Origin of the sequence: Devosia nitrariae (genome assembly GCF_030160115.1) — a bacterium.
In the GTDB taxonomy this organism is placed as follows: Bacteria; Pseudomonadota; Alphaproteobacteria; order Rhizobiales; family Devosiaceae; genus Devosia; species Devosia nitrariae.
In genome coordinates, this window is record NZ_BSNS01000007.1 from 692643 (window position 1) to 710838 (window position 18196).

Genomic DNA, 18196 nt, shown 5'->3' on the forward strand with positions numbered 1-18196 from the left:
TGTCCAGAGGCTTACGCGACCGCTAAGCGGGATGCGAAATAGTGGGAACCGGTCTTTCGCGACAATCCCGCGACAACGAGAAGCTAGAGCGCAATTTTGATTCTATCGAATCGCACTGCGCCCTAGCGCCGGAACGTGGCGGCGATCTCGACATGGGTCGACCAGGCGAACTGATCGACGGCCACGAGGTCTTCCAGCGCAAAGCCAGAATCGGCGAGAAGCCTCGCATCCCGGGCGAAGGTGCGCGGATCGCACGAGACCATCACCACATTCCTGAGCTTCGAGGCTGCAATCTCGCGCACCTGCGCCTCGGCGCCGGCCCGCGGCGGATCTAGGACGACACAGTCGAAGCCGGCGAGCTCGAAGCGGGTCAGCGGATCGCGGAAGAGGTCGCGCGCCTTGGCCGTGACCTGCTTGAGGCCTGAGGCATGGCGGGCGGACTTGTCGAGCGCAGCGATGCCCGCCCGGTCGCTGTCGTGGGCCAGAACCCGCGCCGTTTCGGCAAGCCGCAGTGTGAAGGGGCCGACGCCGCAGAAGAGATCGGCGACGATTTTCGCCTTGCCGACCGCCGCGCAAACGTAATCGGCGAGCGCCCTCTCGGCCGCCTCCGTCGCCTGCAGGAAGCTGCCGATCGGCAGCTCGACATCGGCGCGGCCCATCGCAACGCGCGGCGGCGCGGCCTGCACCACGAGCTCGCTGTTGAGCGAAAGCCGGGCTAGGCCGAACCGACCCAGCAGCGGGATGAGCTTGTCGCCAGCGGCTCGTCGCCGCTCGGTGCGCACGCCAACGTCGATCCCGGCCAGCGTCGCAGTGAACGCCACATCCGCCTCCCCCACCCCTGCCTCGACGGCCCGCGCGATCTCCGGCGCCCGGGCGAGGGCCGGCACCAGGATCGGACAGCGTTCGATGTCGGCGACCTCGTGGCTGCGCATGCGCATGTACCCGGCGCCCTCGCGCCGCGCATGCAGCGTCGCCCGGCGGCGGCCCGCTCCCACTGCATCGATGAAACGATGAACTACCGCATCGAGGCCCTGATGGCGAAGGGGCGTCTCGATGAGACCGATCTTGAACGCCTCATAAGCTGGCCGGGCGAGGTGCTGAAGCTGGCAGCCGCCGCATGTGCCGAAATGCGCACAGAACGGTTCACCCCGGTCGGTACTTGCTTCGACCACCTCGACAAGCACTGCCCGCTCGCCCTCGATGGCGATGGCGACCCTCTCGCCCGCGAGCGCAAACGGCACGAACACGCGCCGGCCGTCGATCTCGGCAATGCCTTCGCCCTTGTGGCCAAGGCCGGTGATGGTGGTGGTCAGGGGCATGGGGAAGAAGCGAATAGCGAATAGGGGAAGGCCCCAATAGCACGTCCTGTCTCGAACTTCCTCTATTCGCTACTCCCTATTCGCTATTCACTACCCTTCCACGGATCCTCGACCATCGGCCAGATATCGCGCCGCGCCTTGCGATAGGGCGTGGTCTTGGGATCGTTGGGATAGGGCCGGCCGGCCGAGCAGTAGACGATCTCGGAGGCGATCCTGATAAAGGAATCGTAGAAGTGGTTGGTCGACTTGATGAGCAGGATCTTCTTGTCTCGCGGATCGATCCCCATCGCGCCGAACACCGAATGGTCCCAGGTCTGCGCACGGGTCGAGTTGAGGATCACTTCGATCCCGTCGAAGCTGATGAGCGCGCAATCGCCCATCGGCACCCGCGCGTCCCCGAAGCGCTGCTCGGCGTTGCGTTCAAGCTTTTCAACCCGCACCTGCTTGTCGATCGGGTCGCCGGTGAACGGGGCTGACTTGGCGCCGAAGCGCAAGGGGATCTCAGCGCCCTCACCGGCCGAAAAGCAGATCTGCACGGCCACCGGATCCCAGATGGTACCGACGGCGACGCCTTCAGCGCCTTGGGCGATGAGCTCGCCGAGGACGACTGTCGCATCGCCCGCCGTGCCGCCCCCCGGATTATCCCACATGTCGGTGATGACCACCGGCCCCTTCTCGGCCGAGAGCGCCCTGGCCACGGCCTGCTTCTCGTCGAGTTGCGGCATCATGAAGGTGCCGCGCAAAGAAAACAGCTCGCGCCCCAACGTCTCGGCGAGAGCCTCGCCCTTGTGCGCGTCGTTGTCGGTGACCACCACCACCTTGGTCCCCATTTCCGGCACGTCGCCGGCCATGAAGCCGTGGATGACCGAGATCGACAGTACGCCGGGCTCCGATTTCTCGAGGGCATAGAGCCGGTCGACGAAGGCGCGCATTGGATCGCGCGAGGTCGGGAAGACATCGATCATGCGGCAATCGAAGATGCTCATTACCGGCCTTGCCCGCCCCTCGAGATGCATGGCGGCGATGCGCCAGAGGTCCTCGGCGCGCTCGACGAAGTCGGTATGGGGGAATTCCTTGAAGACGGTGAAAAAGTCTGCCGCTGCCGCGCGTTTGGCCGTCATGTGGCTGTGCGGATCGAGCTCGGCGCAGACGAGCACGTCGGGCCCCACCATCTCGCGTACGCGCGAAAGAAAGTCGCCTTCTGCATCGTCGTAGCCGGCAGCAACCATCGCGCCATGGAGACCGAGCACCACGCCGTCGACCGGCAGCGCTTGCCTCAGCTGGCCGAGGATCTCGTCGCGCAGCTCCTCATAAGTCTGCCGGTTCACGAGGCCGGCGGGATCGGCCCAGGCCGCCGTACCCTCGATCAGCGTCCAGCCCTTCTCGGCTGCCACTTTCCGCCCTACGGTGATCGGCGCCGAACAAAGAGTCGGCGTTGCCGGATGCATGCCGGGCGGGGCATAGAGGGACGCCTCGAATGCCTTGCGGTCGATGCAGATGGGCGAAAAGGTATTGGTCTCGGTGGCAAGGGCGGCGGTAAAAAGACGCAAGGCAGGCAATCCCTAAGAGGTGGCCGGGCCGCGGCGTGGGAGAGGACAGCACACGGCGTCCGGGCAACCTAGCATGGTCGCACCGGCGCTTTCACGTAAGAAATTTACAGAAAATGGGCATTTTCGCCGAGGTCACGCCGTCAAAATCCCCTAAACTGCTACGTGCAAGAAATTCGCTTACATTTTCAATCGGGAGTCGCGAGATGTCGATCATTCGCTATGGCGCCGAGAAGGCCGGTGCCGGTGGCCAGTCCCTACCCTTCGCCCGCGCCGTTCAGGCCGACGGCTGGCTTTATGTCTCGGGACAGGTGGCGATGAAGGACGGCGAGATCGTCAAGGGCTCGATCGTCGAGGAGACGCACCTCACTATAAAGAACGTCATCGCCATCCTCGAGGAAGCCGGCTACGGGCTCGAGCATGTGGTGCGCTGCGGCGTCTGGCTCGACGATCCACGCGACTTCTGGAGCTTCAACGGCGTCTACAAGAGCTATTTCGGCGAGCATCCACCGGCGCGCGCCTGCGTGCAGAGCCACATGATGGTGGACTGCAAGGTCGAGATCGAGTGCGTCGCCTATAAGGCCCCGGACGGCCAATGACCGCGGCCCCGTTCAGCCTAGAGGGCAAGACGGCGCTGATCACCGGCGCGGGCGGCGGCATCGGGCGGGCCCTCGTCTCGGCCTGCCGGGAGGCGGGCGCAGCGGTCGTCGGCGCCGATCGGGAAGCGGCGATGCTCGATGGGCTCGATCTTGCCAGCCGGGTCGTCTGCGACCTGTCCGATACCGCCGCGACCCAGATGGCCGTCCGCGACCACCTCGCCGCCCACGGCGCTCCCGACATCCTCGTTTCCAACGCCGGCTTCACTCGCGCCGAGACTATTGAACAGGTCGATATGGCGGTCTGGGAGTCCGAACTCGCCATCAACCTCAACGGGGCCTATGCGGTCGCCGCCCCGATCATCGAGGCCATGGCCGCGCGCGGGGCGGGAAGCGTCGTCTTCATCGCCTCGGTCAACGGCCTCGCTCACTTCGGCAATCCGGCCTATTCGGCCGCCAAAGCCGGGCTCATCGCCTATGCCCGGGCCATCGCCCTCGAGCGCGGCCACCGTGGGGTGCGCGCCAATGTCGTCTGCCCGGGCTCGGTCAGAACCCCAGCGTGGGACCACCGCCTCGAAAAGAACCCGACGCTCCTCGACAAGGTCCTGCCGCACTATCCGCTCGGACGCCTGGTCAGCCCGCAGGAAGTGGCCAACGCCGTGATCTTCTTTGCTTCGGACGCCTCCTCGGGCATCACCGGCACGACGCTTGCGGTCGATGCCGGCTTGACCGCCGGATATATGCGGTTCGTCAGCGACTTGCTGACGCAAGAGAACTGAACGCTATGGATGTTAACGCTGTGAACATTTCCGACATCGAGACACCGGCCGTGCTCATCGATCTCGACAAGGTCGAGGCCAATCTCAAGCGGACGCAGGACTATGCGGATGCGCACGGGGTGAAGCTGAGGCCCCATATCAAGACCCACAAGCTCCCGCGCTTTGCCAGGCGCCAGATCGAACTCGGCGCGGTCGGCATCACCGTGCAAAAGCTGGGCGAGGCCGAGGTGATGGCCGATGCCGGTATCACCGACATCTTCCTGCCTTACAACATCCTCGGCGAAGCCAAGCTCAAGCGCCTCGCGGCGCTCCACCGACGCGTCACCATCCGCGCGACCGCTGACAGCCCCGAGACGGTTGCCGGCCTTTCGGCGACTTTTGCCGGTGCGCAAAAGCCTCTCGAGGTGATGGTCGAATGCGACACCGGCATGGGCCGCTGCGGGGTGCAGAGCCCGCAGGCGGCGCTGGAGCTGGCAAAGCTCATCGACGGCTCGCCAGGCCTGTCATTCGCCGGCCTGATGACCTATCCGGCAGCCGGCCAATACGCCGAAGCGGCGCGATGGCTGGCGCAGGGCAAGGCGCTGCTGACTGCAGCGGGCCTATCGCCACGCATCATTTCCAACGGCGGAACGCCCGACCTCTGGCACGCCCATGAGGCCGTGGTGGCTACCGAGCACCGGCCCGGCACCTATATCTATATGGACCGCTACCAGGTGGAGAAGGGCGTCGCGACGTTCGACGATTGCGCGCTGACGGTCGTCACGACCGTCGTTTCACGTCCAACCGAAAATCGCGCCATCATTGATGCCGGCTCCAAGGCCCTGACCAGCGACACGCTGGGGCTGACCGGCTACGGCCGCGTCCTCGGCTATCCGGAAGCAGTCATCACTTCACTGAGTGAAGAGCACGGCACCATCGACCTCTCGGTTTCGACCAGGAAGCCCGCGATCGGCGAGAAGCTGCGGATAGTCCCCAACCACTGCTGCGTGGTCTCCAACCTCTTCGACGTGGTGAACCTGACGCAGGGCGAGGACGTGGTGGAGACGGTGCCAGTCGCTGCCCGCGGGCGCGTGGACTAGTCTAGGTGTGTCGAGATTCAGGTCAGGCCGAGGCGAAAATGGTCGTTTCCGAGAACCGAAGCGCAGCGTATCTTGGGTACGTGAGCATCGGAAGCGCAGGAAATGACCATTTGCAGACCGGCATCACCTGAATATCGGCGCACCTAGCAGACGGTTGCCACCCGCTCTTTGATGACGGCCAGCACCTCGTCGCCCGGCCGCTTCCACCAATTGTCCTTGGAGAAGATCTCGACTTCCTGCGGCCCATCGAAGCCGGCGGCCTCGATCATGGCGCGGATGCCCTTGAGGTCGATGACCCCGTCGCCCATCATGCCGCGGTCGAGCAGCATGTCGGTGGTCGGCACCAGCCAGTCGCAGATGTGGTGGGCAAAGATCCGCTTCATGCGGCCGGCGCGGGCGATGGCGCGGGCAAGGTAAGGGTCCCACCAGACGTGATAGACGTCGATGGCAACGCCAACCGTTTCGCCCAGCGTTTCGCAGATGTCGAGCGCCTGGTCGATGGTGTTCACACACGCCCGGTCCGCCGCGTACATCGGGTGCAGCGGCTCGATGGCGATTTTGACGCCCGAGGCCTTGGCGTGCGGCAGCATTGCGGCGATGCCTTCGGTGACCATCTGGCGCGCACCGGCGATGTCTTTCGATGACCCCGGCAGGCCGCCGACGACCAGCACCAAGCAATCGGCATTGAGTGCCGCTGCTTCGTCGATGGCGCGGTGGTTGTCGTCGATGGCTTTCTGCCGACCCTCGGCCGTTTCGGCCGGGAACATGCCACCGCGGCACACGCCCGTGACCTGCAGCTTGTTCTCCTTGACGATCCGCGCCGCCTCATCGAGGCCGATGGCGGCGATCTGGTCTCGCCAGGGCGAGATGGCGGTGATGCCGGCCTTGAGGCACCCGTCGACCGCTTCGGCAAACCCCCAGACTTCGCGGGTGGTGGCAAGGTTGAGCGAGATCACGGTGTCGGCGCTCATGCGGCAACCCCGTGTACAGCGAGGACATCCCTCATCCGCGTAACCGCCAGCTCCGGGTCGGCCAGCACCCGCGCCTTGTCGGCCAGCCGGAAAAGTTCGCTGAGGTGCTGGAGCGACCGGGTCGACTGCTGCCCACCGATCATGGCGAAGTGGTCCTGCAGCCCATTGAGATAGGCAAGGAATACCACCCCTGTCTTGTAGAACCGGGTCGGCGCCGCAAAGATATGGCGACTCAAGGGCACGGTCGGCTCGAGAAGATCGAAGAACTCGTTGTTGTTGCCCTTTCCGAGCGCCGCGAGCCCGGCCGAAGCGGCCGGCGCGATGGCATCGAAGATGCCGAGCAGCGCATGCGAGTAGCCGGCCTCGTCGCCGGCGATGAGCTCGGCATAGTTGAAGTCGTCGCCGGTATACATCTTGACGCTCTGCGGCAGCCGCCGGCGCATCGAGATCTCCTTCTCCTTGGACAAGAGCGAAATCTTGATGCCGTCGACCTTGTCGGCATGTGCTTCGATGACGTCGAGGCAGACATCCATGGCCGCCTCGTGCGTTTCGCGACCCCAATAGCCCGCGAGCGCCGGATCGAACATCTCGCCAAGCCAGTGGATGATGACCGGCTCCCTGACCTGGGAAAGGATGCGGTGATAGACCGTCGCGTAATCGTCGGGGCTGTTGGCGGCGGCCGCCAGCGCCCGGCTCGCCATCAGGATGACGCGCCCGCCCTCGCCCTCGACGAAGCCAACCTGCTCCTCATAGGCCTTGATGATCGCCTCGAGCGTGACGTCCGGCCCAGGCATCAGGTGGTCGGTGCCCGCACCATAGGCGATGAGGGCGTCGTCACGGGTCTTCGCCTCCGCCTGCGCTTGGCGGATCAGCTCCTTGGCCTCGAGCCAGGTCAGCCCCATACCCCGCTGTGCGGTGTCCATGGCTTCGGCAACGCCGAGCCCGAGGTCCCAGAGCCGGTGGCGGAAGGCCAGGGTCTTGTCCCAGTCGATGGCCGGGGTCAGCCACGGATCGTTGTTGGCCAGCGGATCGGCAACGACATGGGCCGCCGCATAGGCGATGCGCGGAAAATCGCTCGCCTTGAACCGGACGAAGGGGATCGGCTCACCGGCCAGGGCATAGGGCGTCACGGTGCGGTCGGGATTGGGCAGGTTGATGGTCGGCATGGTGCGCCTCCAGAAGGCCCCCTCACCCGGCGCTGCGCGCCGACCTCTCCCCCACGGGAGAGGTGAAGTGGGCACAATGACTTGTCTTGGTCACCTCTCCCTGTGGGGAGCGGTCGGCCCCAATAGGCCTAGGTGAGGGGCCTTCCGGCCCCCGCTCAGATCTCCAGTTTGGGCACGTCGAGCCAGCGCCGCTCGGCCCAGCTCTTGAGGCCGAGTTCGGCGAGCTGCACACCCTTGGCCCCGGCGTCGAGACCATAGTTCCACGGCGCGTCCTCGGCGACGTGGCGAAGGAACATTTCCCACTGCGCCTTGAAGCCGTTCTCGGCCGGCCAGTTATCCGGAACCTCTTCCCAATCGGCAAAGAAGTTCATCGTCTGCGGCTGGTCGGGGTTCCACACGGGCTTGGGCGTGTTGACCCGATGCTGGGTGAAGCATTTGTGCAGGCCCGCGACAGCCGAGCCATGCGTGCCGTCGACATGGAAGGTGACGAGATCGTCACGGCGCACCCGCGTCGTCCAGCTCGAATTGATCTGGGCGACCACCCCGCCTTCGAGCTCGAAGGTGGCATAGGCCGCATCGTCCGTGTCGGCCGTGAAGCGGTTGCCCTGTTCATCGACACGCTCGGGAATATGCGTCGCCCCGAGGCAGGAGACCGCCTTGACCTCGCCGAAAAGGTTGTCGAGCACGTAGCGCCAGTGACAGAGCATGTCGAGGATGATGCCGCCGCCGTCGCCCTTGCGGTAGTTCCAGGAGGGACGCTGCGCCTTCTGCCAGTCGCCCTCGAACACCCAGTAGCCGAACTCGCCCCTGACCGAAAGCATCTTGCCGAAGAAGCCTGAGTCCCGCAGCATCTTGAGCTTCATGAGCCCGGGCAGGAACAACTTGTCCTGCACCACACCGTGCTTGACGCCCGAAGCCTTGGCCTTCCTTGCGAGCGCGACGGCGACGTCGAGATCGTCCGAGATCGGCTTTTCGCAGTAGACGGCCTTGCCGGCGTCGATCGCCTTCTCGATGAGCGAAGCGCGCATCAGGGTGGTGCCGGCATCGAAGAACACCGTGTCGTCCGCATTGGCGAGCGCCTTGTCGAGATCGGTCGTCCAGCGCTTGATGTCGTGCTTCTTGGCCAGACGCTCGATCTTGTCGGCGTCCCGCCCGACGATGATCGGATCGACCACCAGCCTGTCGCCATTGGCAAGCGCGATACCGCCCTGGTCGCGGATCGCCAGGATCGAGCGCACCAGGTGCTGGTTGTAACCCATACGCCCGGTGACCCCGTGCATGATGAGGCCGAGCCGTTGTTCCGCCATCAGACAAATCCTCCCAAGCCGCTTGCGGTGTAACTGATTGGTTACTTACGTAGCCGAAGGCGGCGGGCGGCGTCAAGCGGGCTGGCGTGGTCTCACTTGCATATTTGGCTTCAGACCGCCGATGTTGGCAGCATCTACGAGGAGAAGTGCCATGCGCCTGCACACCCGCTACCAGAACTCAGCCGGCGAGCGCGTGCGCATCGTCCTTGAACTCAAGAGTCTCGCCTACGACTACGTCGCCATTCCTTCCCTCTCGGGCGCCGACTATCGGTGCATCAATCCGCAGCTTCTGATGCCGGCGCTCGAGATCGACGGGCACGTCGTGACCCAATCGCTCGCGATCATCGAGCTCCTCGAGGAGCTCTATCCCGATCCGTCAATCCTCCCCGCCGCGCCCTTCGCACGCGCCGGCGCCCGCGCCTTTGCCGCTGTCATCGCGGCCGACCTGCACCCGGTTACGGTCAATCGCGTGCGGCGTTACCTTGCTGAGGAGCTGGGGGCAGGCGATGCGGTTCTTGCCGAATGGTATCGGCATTGGGCGAAGTTGGCTTTGGAGACGCTCGAAGCGCTGCTGAAACGGCGCGACCACGCAACGCGGTTCGCCTATTCCGACACCCCGGGTTTGGCGGAAGCCTGCCTCGTGCCCGCCATGCGCAACGCCCGCCGCTTCGACTGCGACCTCTCGCCTTATCCGCTGCTGCGGGAGCTGGATGGCCAATGCCGGGATCTCGTGCCCTTTCGTCGCGCCGCGCCCGAAAGCCAGCCCGATTTCCCCGCTTAAAGCCCCACTACCATCTTGAGACCGATCACGCCGAGGAAGGTGAGGATAAGCCGGTCAAAGGCTTTCCGGCTGAGCTTACCTGCGATCGCCTGGCCGATGGGCATGAAGATGAGGATCGGCACCAGCGCCAGCACGCCCTGCAGCAGCCATTCCGGCCGCATGGCGCCGGCCAGCCACATGGACGGCAACTGTGCGGCTGAATAGGTGAGGAACATCGCCGAGACCGCGAACACATGGGCATCGCGCTCGAGGCTCATCGAATGGATGAAGGTGACGCCGATGGGCGCCGAAATGCCTGTCGCGCCTTGCAATACGCCGCCGCCGGCCCCCGCTAGCGGCCCGAAGCGCCTCGCCGTCGCCAATGACAGCGACAGGTGCGGTTTGAACAGCCGCAGCATCACGTAGGCGATGAGGATGCCGCCGAGGCTCGTGACCAGCACGCGCTCGGGCAGGGTCGTCAGCAGCCACACCCCGACGAGGATGCCGCCGACGCCCGCAACGAGAAACAGCGGCAGGAACGTCATCCGATCCGAGCGGGCCTCGCTGCGGAAACGCCACGTCTGCCAGGCATTGGTGACAATGAGCGGAATGACCATCAGCCCCACCGCATGCGTCAGCCCGAATACCGCCGTCAGTACGGGGAGCGCGACCAGCGGCAGCCCCATACCCGTCGCGCCTTTGACCACAGCGCCCGCCGCCAGCGCCAAACCCATGATGAAATAGCTCGAAATATCCATTCGCGCGATCGCTCCGAAGCCAGTGCCGGCAAGCTTATATACTGCGCCGGCCGGTTACCCGAGCGGTTCTTTACGCGTCGCGCGACCGTCCCCTCCGCTGCAACTGCTCGCAATTTCCCACCCTCAGCTCTGCACCATCTGGTTACTTGCCTGTTGACAGCGTTGCCCTTGCGGATCAGTCTGCCGGCAAGGGCCTGGCTAGGATCGGCCCGAATAAAGATGCTTGGGAGGAAACAATGTTCCGTTCATCGCGATGGATGCTGTCCGCTGCCGCGCCGGCGCTGTTGGTCGCAACTTTGGGCGCCACCGCCCAGGAGTGGCAGCCCGACCGGCCGATCAACCTCATCGTGCCCTGGGGCGCGGGCGGCTCGACCGATCAGGTGACCCGCGTCACCGCGCCGCTCATCGCCGAGGAGCTCGGTGTCGAGATCGTCGTCGTCAACCAGCCCGGCGCCTCGGGCGCCATCGGCACCCAGGAAGTGCTCAATGCCCCACATGATGGCTACACCTGGACGGCCAACGCCATCGCCAACAACGCCACTTATTCGGTAACGGGCCTGCTTGAGGGCACCGACATCGACGACTGGCATATCTACCTGTCCGTCGCCAACGTGCCTGTGGTGAGCGTGCCGGCCGATAGCCAGTTCACCGATTTCGGCCAGCTTCTCGAAGCCTTCCAGTCCGAAGGCGGGCGCGGCATCGCTGTGGCGACGGCCGGCATCACCTCCTCGGGCGGCACGGCCATCGCGGCGCTGAGCGACGCGGGTGGGGGCTTTGAATACAACATGGTCACCTATGACGGCGGTGGGCCTGCCGCCATCGCCACGGCCTCGGGCGAGGCGATGGTCACCACCCAGCTGGCCGTGGAGCAGACGGAACTGATCCGTGGCGGGCGGCTGCGGCCGTTGGCAGTTCTCTCCGACGAGCCGCTGGTGCTCGAAGGCGTCGACCCGATCCCACCGATCACGCAATGGCTGCCCGACATGCCGCTGGCGCCCGACTATTTCGGCATCTTCATTCCGGCCGACGCGCCGCCCGAAGTGCTGGCAACCGTCGACAGGATTTGGGAAGAGAAGGTGATGAACGCCCCCGAGCTCAAGGCTTACGCCGAGAACTTCGGCGCGGTCTTCGCCCCGTCCTATGGCGAGGAGGCCCGCGCACTTGCCATGCCCGTCGTGATCCTCGAAGCCTGCTCGGCTCTCGAGCGCGGCGAGGCGGTCAACGATCCATCGACCATCGGCATCGACTGCGAGACCCGCACCGAAACCGGCGGCAACTAACATTTCGGACGCTGCCGGCGCATTCGCCTCGGCAGCGCCCGACCAGGATATCGGAAACTTCCATGAGCCAAGAGACCGGCGGAGCCGATGCTGCGTTGCCGCAACCCGGCGACGACCGGGCGGCAGGCGCCATGGTGCGCGCCGACCTCGTTGCCGCCATCGTCTTCATCGTCCTCGGCGCCGCCATCCTCTACGCGTCCTGGACGATGCCGCGGCTCGAGGTGCGGCGCATCCACCCGATGACCGTGCCCGGACTGGTGCCGGGACTGTTGAGTTTTGCGCTCGTGGTCTGCGGCGGCATCCTCGCCTGGCGGTCGGTCCGCGCCCCCGCACCCGGCGGCTGGCAGAGCCTGCGCGAGGCGGTCCTCTCGCGCGAGGCCGTGCGTGCGCTGGTCGTTGCGGCACTTGCCCTTGTGTATACCCTCGGTCTCGTTGGGACCCTGCCCTTCTGGGCAGCGACCGCAGTTTTCGTCTTCGCGTTCGTCCTCGTCTTCGAGGTCTGGCTCGCCGAGCCGAGGAAATCGTGGCGCACGAGCCTGCCTTGGGCCATGGGCCTGGCGGTTGTCACGGCTGCTGCCGTCACCCTCGTGTTCGAGCGCGCCTTCCTCGTGCGCCTGCCCTGATCGGAGAGCCTATCCTATGTTCGAAGGTCTCGGCCTCCTCGCCGGCGGCATCGCCCACTTCCTCACCCCGGTCTCGCTCTTCAACATTGCCTGGGCGACACTTCTGGGCATCGTGATCGGAGCTCTGCCGGGGTTGACCGCCACCATGGGCGTGGCGCTCCTCGTCACCCTCACCTATAAGATGCCGCCCGACCAGGCGATCCTCTGCCTGATGTGCCTCTATTCCGGCGCCATCTATGGCGGTAGCCGCACGGCAATCCTTCTGGCCATTCCCGGCACGCCCGCGAGCGCGGCAACCACTCTCGATGGCCACCCCCTTGCGCTCCAGGGCAAGGCCGGACTTGCCATGGGCCTCGCCACCACCTCATCGACGCTCGGCACCATCGTCGGCATCGTCGCGCTGGCGCTCATCGCCCCGCTGCTTGCCGAAGCCGCGCTCAAGTTCGGCTCTTACGAGTTCTTCTGGCTGGCGCTCTTCGGTGTCGTCATCTCCGGGCAGTTGACCGCCATGGACGATCCGCTCAAGGGCTACATTGCCGGTATCGTTGGGCTGCTCGTGGCCATGGTGGGTATGGAAACGCTCCACGCCTACCAACGCTTCACCTTCGGCATTTCGGCCCTCGGCGGCGGCGTCGACCTCATCCCGGCCATGGTCGGCGCCTTCGGGCTTGCCGAGATCCTCGGCGTCATGAAGCGCACCGTCCACGCCCGCATCGTTTCCTCGGCGGACCGCGTCGTCCCGCGTCTCGGAGAAGTGGTCAAATACTGGCGGACGACCCTGCGCTCCGGCATCATCGGCACCTTCGTCGGCATCGTACCGGGCGTCGGGGAAGACGTCGGCGCCTGGGCCTCCTATGCCGCCGCCAAGCGCTCGAGCAAAGAGGCCGACCAGTTCGGCAAGGGCAGCCAGGAAGGCCTGATCGCTGCCGAAACAGGCAATTCGGCGGTGGTGCCTGGCGCCATGATACCAACCCTGACCCTGGCCCTGCCCGGTTCCGCCGCCGCCGCGGTGCTGATCGCCGCCATGTTCATTCACGGCATCCGGCCGGGGCCCTTGCTCATGGTCGAGAACCCTCAGTTCCTCTACCAGATCGTCGCCATCCTGCTCTTTTCGACGCTCGCCATCCTGGTCTTCGGCCTGTCGCTGACGCGCCCGCTCCTGACCGTGCTGGCGGTGCCGCGCGAACGGCTGATGGCCGTGGTCTATGTGCTCTGCGTCGTTGGATCCTTCGCCATTACCCAGCGCATGTTCGACGTCTATGTGATGCTCACCTTCGGCATGGTTGGCTTCATCCTGCGCGAGATGAAGTATCCCATGGCGCCCCTGGTCCTCGGTATCATCCTCGGCGACCTGCTCGATCTCAACCTGCGGCGCGGCCTGCTGCTGACCAACGGCGATCCGACCCCGTTCTTTACCCGTCCGATCAGCGCTGTTATCTGCCTGATCATCGTTTCGACCATCCTCATGTCCATTCCGGCGGTATCAAAGCGTGTCAGAGCCCTCTTCACCCGCGATAGAGCGGGCGGCAGCCCCGCGTAGCGCCGCTCAGGCGGCGCCCAAGCGCGCGCGTAACTCGGCGAAAACCAAGGCGGCGATCCTCGCGGCCGGGCGGGTTGAGTTTGCCGATCGCGGATTCGAGGGGGCGCGGGTCGACGCCATCGCCGAGCGGGCCGGTGCCAACAAGCGCCTGCTCTACCACTATTTCGGCAACAAGGAGGAGCTCTACTCCGCCGTGCTCCTCGACGCCTATCAGGAAATCCGCCGCGGCGAGCGGGCACTGAGTTTGGATCAGTTCGACCCTATCGAGGCCATGGACCGGCTGGTGCGCTTCACCTTCCGGCATTTCCTCGCCAACCCCTGGTTCACCAAGCTGTTGTCGACCGAGAATGTCGAGAACGCCCGCTTCCTCAAGATGCTGCCCGACATCCCGGCGCTGCATTCCCCGCTCGTCGGCCAGATCCGCACCATCCTCGAGCGCGGGCACGAGGCCGGCGTCTTCCGCCGTGATGTCGATCCCATCCAGCTCTACATCTCCATCGCGGGCCTCGGCTATTTCTACGTCTCCAACATGGCGACCCTCTCGGTCATCTTCGAGAAGGACCTCGCCAGCGTCTCAATGGTCCAGGAGCGGGAGGCCCAGGCTGTCGCCATGGTTCTCGACTATCTACGCACTAAGCCGCGCTAGAGCGTTTTCACCAAAAAGCCTGTCCCGGACTTGATCCGGGATGGATACCACTTTTGCGGTTCGAAAACGCACCAATTCAATAAGTTAGAGCTCCCGTTCCGATTCAATCGGAACGGGACGTGCTCTAGGCGAGTGGCGGCAACGCTGCGCGGCCTGCCTCGACCACACGCGCGAGAAGATCGGCGACACGCTCCTCCCGCCGCCGTTCGGCCAGAACATAAACGCCCATGGTCACATTGCGCGGAGTCTCCCTCTGCTCGACCTCGCGCAGACCATGTTCGGTAAAGGCCGGGCCCATCAGATGCGTATGCCGCAGCACCGCGTCGGTCGCGCATACATAATCGATGCAAGCAGCCATCGAATTCGAGCCGAAGCCGAAGCCCACCCTGTCGAACACCGTCTCCACCCGCTGCCTTCGCCGCGACACGTCGAAGAAGCGCTGGTGCCGACTTTCGGGCGGAGAGCTGGTCACCGCCGGATAGGCCTCGATCTCCTTGAGCGTGCAGGGTCTTCCGAGCAGTGGATGCTCCGCGCGCACGAAATAGGCGTTGTGCACCTGGCTGAGAGGAATGAAATCCGTACCAACTCCGCTACTCAGCCCCTCGATCTCATGGGCGATGAATAGCGAAATGTCGCCGGACAGCAGCTGGTCCATGCACCGCAGCTGGTTGCCGAGGCTGACCTGTATCGGCGCGTTCGGGTACTCTTTCTGATAGTCGATCACCAGGTCGCGGATGAACAGCGTCCACCACGAGTATCCGCAGCCGAGGCTGATGCCGCGCTCATTGCGCAGCCTTTGGTCCTCGATGGCCGTCAGCGTGTTGTCGTAGAGGCGCTGCATCAGTCGTGCATTCTCGTAGAGCGTTTCACCATAGGGCGTCAGCCGCATGCCGCGAGAGGAGCGCGCAAACAGCGGCACGCCCAGATTCTCCTCCAGCTTGCGCATGTTGAAGGTCAGCGTCGGCTGCGTGACGTGCAGCGCCCCCGTCGCCGCGCTGATGCTGCCCGCCTCCGCGATCGCCAGGAATTGCTGCAGCAGCTTGTCCATCGCCGTACCTCCTATAGATGACATCTATAGTATCGGCGCAATTTCGTATTTTGTCATGTATGGAAGATTGTGCATGATCATTGCGTCGCGCTCCGCCGTGGCCGCGTTCCGAGCGCCGCACACGCGGTCGCCATTTGAGGAGGTAGTTGATACCCTCGACCGTGCACGGTGAAATCCCGAGCACAGCATTCACGACCTCGTTGGCCAAGGCCTGTTGCGCTGCAAGGGATAGGTTGACAAGAATGTGGAAGCAGCGTCCGGCTCCTGCAGTCTTCCATACAAGAAAGGCTTGACAGCAACCCACCGCTGCAACAGATTTGTAACCAGCTGGTTATTTAGGCTGGGCAGAGCGGCGTGCCGCACTAGGCCTACTGAGTAACTGGTTGGTTATTTTGGCGACAGGGAGGTCGCCGACACGGTTCCCCGGGCCGGCATGTGCCCGCAGGACCTGACATTGGGAGGATACACATGACCATTCGTCTCGACCGACGTCATTTTCTCATGGGCTCTTCGGCCCTCATCGCGGCAGGCGCCGCAGGCCTGCGCCCGGCCTTCGCGCAGGGCAACAACCTGCGCCTGATCTTCTGGGGCGGGCAGGACCGCGCCGACCGCACCTACAAGGTCGCCGACCTCTATGCCGAGGGCGGCGGCGCCCAGATCGACGGCGAGTTCCTCGCTTGGAACGACTACTGGACGAAGCTTGCCACCCAGGTGGCGGGCGGCAACGCACCCAACATCATCCAGATGGACTACCGCTACATCGTCGAATACGCGACGCGCGGCGCCATCCGGCCGCTCGACCAGTTCGTGGGTGGGCCCCTTCAGCTGGGTGACTTCGATCAGGACCAACTCGAAGGCGGCAAGGTCGGCGGTCAGCTCTTCGGCATCAGCCTCGGCGCCAACTCCGTTGCAGTGTTGGTCAACGAGACCGCCTTCGAGGAAGTCGGTGTCGCGCCGCCTAATCGCGACTCGACCTATGACGACTACATGGCCATGGGCGAGGCCTTCAATTCCGCCAATATCCGCGGCGGTATCAAGGCTATTTCCGACGGCTCCTATACCGAACCCATGCTCGACAACTGGCTGCGCCAGCAAGGCCTTTCCCTCTATACCGCCGACGGTCAGCTCGGCTTTGGCGAAGAGGAGATGGTCGAATGGTTCCGCATGTGGCAGGGGCTGCGCGAGGCGGGCGTGTGCGTTTCCGCCGAGGACCAGGCGCTCGACACCGGCGCCATGGAATCGACCATGGTGATCATGGGCAAGTCGGCCACCATGCCCTCGAACTCCAATCAGCTCGTCGCCTACCAGTCGCTGAGCCAGGATTCGCTGACCATCACCAACTATCCGCGCATTGAGCCCGGTGCCGGCGGCGGCCATTATCGCAAGCCGTCGATGTTCTTCTCGGTCGGCGGCGACGAGGCCAACGCCCAGGCAGCGGCCGAGTTCATCTCGTTCTTCGTCAACGATCCGGACGCAGCCCAGGTCCTCGGCGTCGAGCGCGGTATCCCCTGCTCGGCGGCTGTGCGTGAGGGGCTTGCCCCCACGCTCGACGAGAAGAGCCAGATCGCCCTCAATTTCGTGGCCAATCTCGGCGACCTGCTCGGCCCGTTGCCCCCGCCCCCGCCCCCGAAGGCCGGCGAGATCGACGCCTCGGTCCTGCGCGTCATCGGCCAGGAAGTCGCGTTCGGTGCCCGTTCGCCCGAAGACGGCGGCAAGGCGTTCGTTACCGAGGCAACCGCCCTTCTGACCGGGGCCTGATAAGATGACCGCGCGCTCCATGGAGACCGGAGTTTCGGCCGCGGGGCGCGCGGTTGGCACACAGGGAGTCTGGGCCCGTATCTGGCAGCAGGATGGGCCCGGCTACCTCTTTCTTCTGCCCTGGTTCATCGGCTTTTTTGGCCTGACCGTCGGGCCGATGCTGACCTCGCTCTATCTCTCGTTCACCAATTTCGACCTCTTGACCACACCCGATTGGATCGGTGCGTCGAACTATGTGCGCATGTTCACGGCCGATCCCAAATTCGCCGCCGCCATGCGCGTCACCTTCTTCTTCGTGCTCTTCTCGGTGCCCTTGAAGCTCGCCTTCGCGCTGGGCGTCGCCATGCTGCTCAACCGGGGCTTGAAGGGCCTGCCGCTCTATCGCGCGATCTTCTACCTGCCCTCGCTGATCGGGGCGAGCGTCGCCATCGCCATTCTCTGGCGCCAGCTGTTTTCCGGCGACGGCCTCGTCAACCAGTTCCTCGCCAATTTCGGCATCGACGGCCCAAGCTGGATCTCAAATCCGCGCTACTCGCTCTGGACGCTGATCATCCTGTCGATCTGGCAGTTCGGCTCACCCATGATCATCTTCCTCGCCGGGCTTCGTCAGATCCCGCAGGACATGTACGAGGCTGCCTCTCTCGACGGCGCCAGCAAATGGCGCCAGTTCTGGAAGATCACCCTGCCGTTGCTGACGCCTGTGGTCTTCTTCAACGCCATCGTCCAGACCATCGAGGCCTTCAAGAGCTTCACCCCGGCCTTCGTCATTTCCGGCGGTACCGGCCAACCGATCAACTCGACGCTCTTTTATACGCTCTATCTCTACCAAGAGGCCTTCGGCTTCTTCCGCATGGGCTATGCCTCGGCGTTGGCCTGGTTCCTCCTGGTCATGATCGCCGCCTTCACCGCCTTCTCGTTCCTGACCTCGAAATACTGGGTGCACTATGACGACTGACGTCCAGACCCTGACGGTCGTTGGCACCGAGACGTCCCGCACCCGCCGGCACATCATTTCCGTC

16 protein-coding genes and 1 pseudogene are annotated in these 18196 nt (G+C 64.6%); 10 read left to right on the forward strand and 7 right to left on the reverse strand.

From position 1 onward, the window contains the following. Window positions 1-122 precede the first annotated feature (122 nt). A complete protein-coding gene (locus QQK18_RS08705) occupies window positions 123-1319 on the reverse strand; it encodes a class I SAM-dependent RNA methyltransferase (protein ID WP_284339918.1) in 1197 nt (398 codons plus the stop codon). Window positions 1320-1402: 83 nt separating this feature from the next. Further along, window positions 1403-2869: a M81 family metallopeptidase gene (locus QQK18_RS08710; protein WP_284339919.1), complete on the reverse strand. Its 1467-nt coding sequence runs from the start codon at window positions 2867-2869 to the stop codon at window positions 1403-1405. 203 nt (window positions 2870-3072) lie between these two features. Between QQK18_RS08710 and QQK18_RS08715 the strand changes: the two genes are divergently transcribed. The 3 genes from QQK18_RS08715 to QQK18_RS08725 are packed head-to-tail and all read left to right on the forward strand — an operon-like array spanning window position 3073 to window position 5320. Further along, window positions 3073-3465 (forward strand): RidA family protein, encoded by a 393-nt coding sequence (locus tag QQK18_RS08715; RefSeq protein WP_284339920.1) that lies wholly within the window; start codon window positions 3073-3075, stop codon window positions 3463-3465. Further along, on the forward strand, window positions 3462-4241 hold the full coding sequence (locus tag QQK18_RS08720) for an SDR family oxidoreductase (protein WP_284339921.1): 780 nt from the start codon (window positions 3462-3464) through the stop codon (window positions 4239-4241). Before QQK18_RS08715 ends, QQK18_RS08720 begins: the two co-directional genes overlap by 4 nt. A 5-nt stretch (window positions 4242-4246) precedes the next feature. Next, on the forward strand, window positions 4247-5320 hold the full coding sequence (locus QQK18_RS08725) for a D-TA family PLP-dependent enzyme (RefSeq protein ID WP_284339922.1): 1074 nt from the start codon (window positions 4247-4249) through the stop codon (window positions 5318-5320). A 143-nt stretch (window positions 5321-5463) separates the two neighbouring features. Here QQK18_RS08725 and QQK18_RS08730 read toward each other — a convergent pair whose 3' ends face one another. The 3 genes from QQK18_RS08730 to QQK18_RS08740 form a co-directional block, all read right to left on the reverse strand. Then, entirely contained in the window at window positions 5464-6291 is an 828-nt protein-coding gene (locus QQK18_RS08730) for a sugar phosphate isomerase/epimerase family protein (RefSeq protein ID WP_284339924.1), read from the reverse strand. Further along, a complete protein-coding gene (locus QQK18_RS08735) occupies window positions 6288-7457 on the reverse strand; it encodes a dihydrodipicolinate synthase family protein (protein WP_284339925.1) in 1170 nt (389 codons plus the stop codon). The genes QQK18_RS08730 and QQK18_RS08735 overlap by 4 nt, the downstream gene beginning before the upstream one ends. Window positions 7458-7612: 155 nt before the next feature. Then, window positions 7613-8764, reverse strand: coding sequence for a Gfo/Idh/MocA family protein (locus tag QQK18_RS08740; protein WP_284339926.1), 1152 nt, complete (start codon window positions 8762-8764; stop codon window positions 7613-7615). A gap of 151 nt (window positions 8765-8915) precedes the next feature. On the opposite strand from QQK18_RS08740, the gene maiA reads away from it, so the two are divergent. Further along, window positions 8916-9545, forward strand: a complete 630-nt coding sequence (maiA, locus tag QQK18_RS08745; protein WP_284339927.1) for a maleylacetoacetate isomerase — start codon at window positions 8916-8918, stop codon at window positions 9543-9545. On the opposite strand, the gene QQK18_RS08750 is transcribed toward maiA, so the two are convergent. Then, a complete protein-coding gene (locus QQK18_RS08750) occupies window positions 9542-10282 on the reverse strand; it encodes a sulfite exporter TauE/SafE family protein (protein WP_284339928.1) in 741 nt (246 codons plus the stop codon). The two genes, maiA and QQK18_RS08750, sit on opposite strands and share 4 nt — an antisense overlap. Before the next feature lie 236 nt (window positions 10283-10518). Between QQK18_RS08750 and QQK18_RS08755 the strand changes: the two genes are divergently transcribed. The 4 genes from QQK18_RS08755 (at window position 10519) to QQK18_RS08770 (ending at window position 14371) form a co-directional block, all read left to right on the forward strand. After that, entirely contained in the window at window positions 10519-11562 is a 1044-nt protein-coding gene (locus QQK18_RS08755; RefSeq protein WP_284339929.1) for a Bug family tripartite tricarboxylate transporter substrate binding protein, read from the forward strand. Between the two features lie 62 nt (window positions 11563-11624). Further along, the gene (locus QQK18_RS08760; RefSeq protein ID WP_284339930.1) at window positions 11625-12185 is read left to right on the forward strand and encodes a tripartite tricarboxylate transporter TctB family protein; all 561 of its coding nucleotides are present in this window, start codon (window positions 11625-11627) and stop codon (window positions 12183-12185) included. Window positions 12186-12201: 16 nt separating this feature from the next. Continuing rightward, window positions 12202-13725 carry a tripartite tricarboxylate transporter permease gene (locus QQK18_RS08765; RefSeq protein WP_284339931.1) on the forward strand — a complete coding sequence of 508 codons (1524 nt, stop codon included), beginning with the start codon at window positions 12202-12204 and terminating at the stop codon, window positions 13723-13725. After that, window positions 13676-14371, forward strand: a complete 696-nt coding sequence (locus QQK18_RS08770; RefSeq protein WP_284339932.1) for a TetR/AcrR family transcriptional regulator — start codon at window positions 13676-13678, stop codon at window positions 14369-14371. The genes QQK18_RS08765 and QQK18_RS08770 overlap by 50 nt, the downstream gene beginning before the upstream one ends. Before the next feature lie 124 nt (window positions 14372-14495). Here QQK18_RS08770 and QQK18_RS08775 read toward each other — a convergent pair whose 3' ends face one another. Beyond that, window positions 14496-15419 carry a LysR family transcriptional regulator gene (locus tag QQK18_RS08775; RefSeq protein WP_284339933.1) on the reverse strand — a complete coding sequence of 308 codons (924 nt, stop codon included), beginning with the start codon at window positions 15417-15419 and terminating at the stop codon, window positions 14496-14498. 468 nt (window positions 15420-15887) lie between these two features. On the opposite strand from QQK18_RS08775, the gene QQK18_RS08780 reads away from it, so the two are divergent. Then, entirely contained in the window at window positions 15888-17177 is a 1290-nt protein-coding gene (locus tag QQK18_RS08780; protein WP_284339934.1) for an ABC transporter substrate-binding protein, read from the forward strand. A gap of 91 nt (window positions 17178-17268) precedes the next feature. Then, a pseudogene (locus QQK18_RS08785) lies at window positions 17269-18132 on the forward strand (carbohydrate ABC transporter permease); the annotation flags it as partial. Window positions 18133-18196 lie beyond the last annotated feature (64 nt).

Coding starts and splice junctions, on each gene's coding strand:
- QQK18_RS08715 (WP_284339920.1), top strand. CDS start 3,073: ATGTCGATCATTCGCTATGGCGCCGAGAAGGCCGGTGCCGGTGGCCAG.
- QQK18_RS08765 (WP_284339931.1), top strand. CDS start 12,202: ATGTTCGAAGGTCTCGGCCTCCTCGCCGGCGGCATCGCCCACTTCCTC.
- QQK18_RS08750 (WP_284339928.1), bottom strand. CDS start 10,282: ATGGATATTTCGAGCTATTTCATCATGGGTTTGGCGCTGGCGGCGGGC.
- QQK18_RS08720 (WP_284339921.1), top strand. CDS start 3,462: ATGACCGCGGCCCCGTTCAGCCTAGAGGGCAAGACGGCGCTGATCACC.
- QQK18_RS08780 (WP_284339934.1), top strand. CDS start 15,888: ATGACCATTCGTCTCGACCGACGTCATTTTCTCATGGGCTCTTCGGCC.
- QQK18_RS08725 (WP_284339922.1), top strand. CDS start 4,247: ATGGATGTTAACGCTGTGAACATTTCCGACATCGAGACACCGGCCGTG.
- QQK18_RS08735 (WP_284339925.1), bottom strand. CDS start 7,457: ATGCCGACCATCAACCTGCCCAATCCCGACCGCACCGTGACGCCCTAT.
- QQK18_RS08740 (WP_284339926.1), bottom strand. CDS start 8,764: ATGGCGGAACAACGGCTCGGCCTCATCATGCACGGGGTCACCGGGCGT.
- QQK18_RS08775 (WP_284339933.1), bottom strand. CDS start 15,419: ATGGACAAGCTGCTGCAGCAATTCCTGGCGATCGCGGAGGCGGGCAGC.
- QQK18_RS08705 (WP_284339918.1), bottom strand. CDS start 1,319: ATGCCCCTGACCACCACCATCACCGGCCTTGGCCACAAGGGCGAAGGC.
- maiA (WP_284339927.1), top strand. CDS start 8,916: ATGCGCCTGCACACCCGCTACCAGAACTCAGCCGGCGAGCGCGTGCGC.
- QQK18_RS08760 (WP_284339930.1), top strand. CDS start 11,625: ATGAGCCAAGAGACCGGCGGAGCCGATGCTGCGTTGCCGCAACCCGGC.
- QQK18_RS08730 (WP_284339924.1), bottom strand. CDS start 6,291: ATGAGCGCCGACACCGTGATCTCGCTCAACCTTGCCACCACCCGCGAA.
- QQK18_RS08755 (WP_284339929.1), top strand. CDS start 10,519: ATGTTCCGTTCATCGCGATGGATGCTGTCCGCTGCCGCGCCGGCGCTG.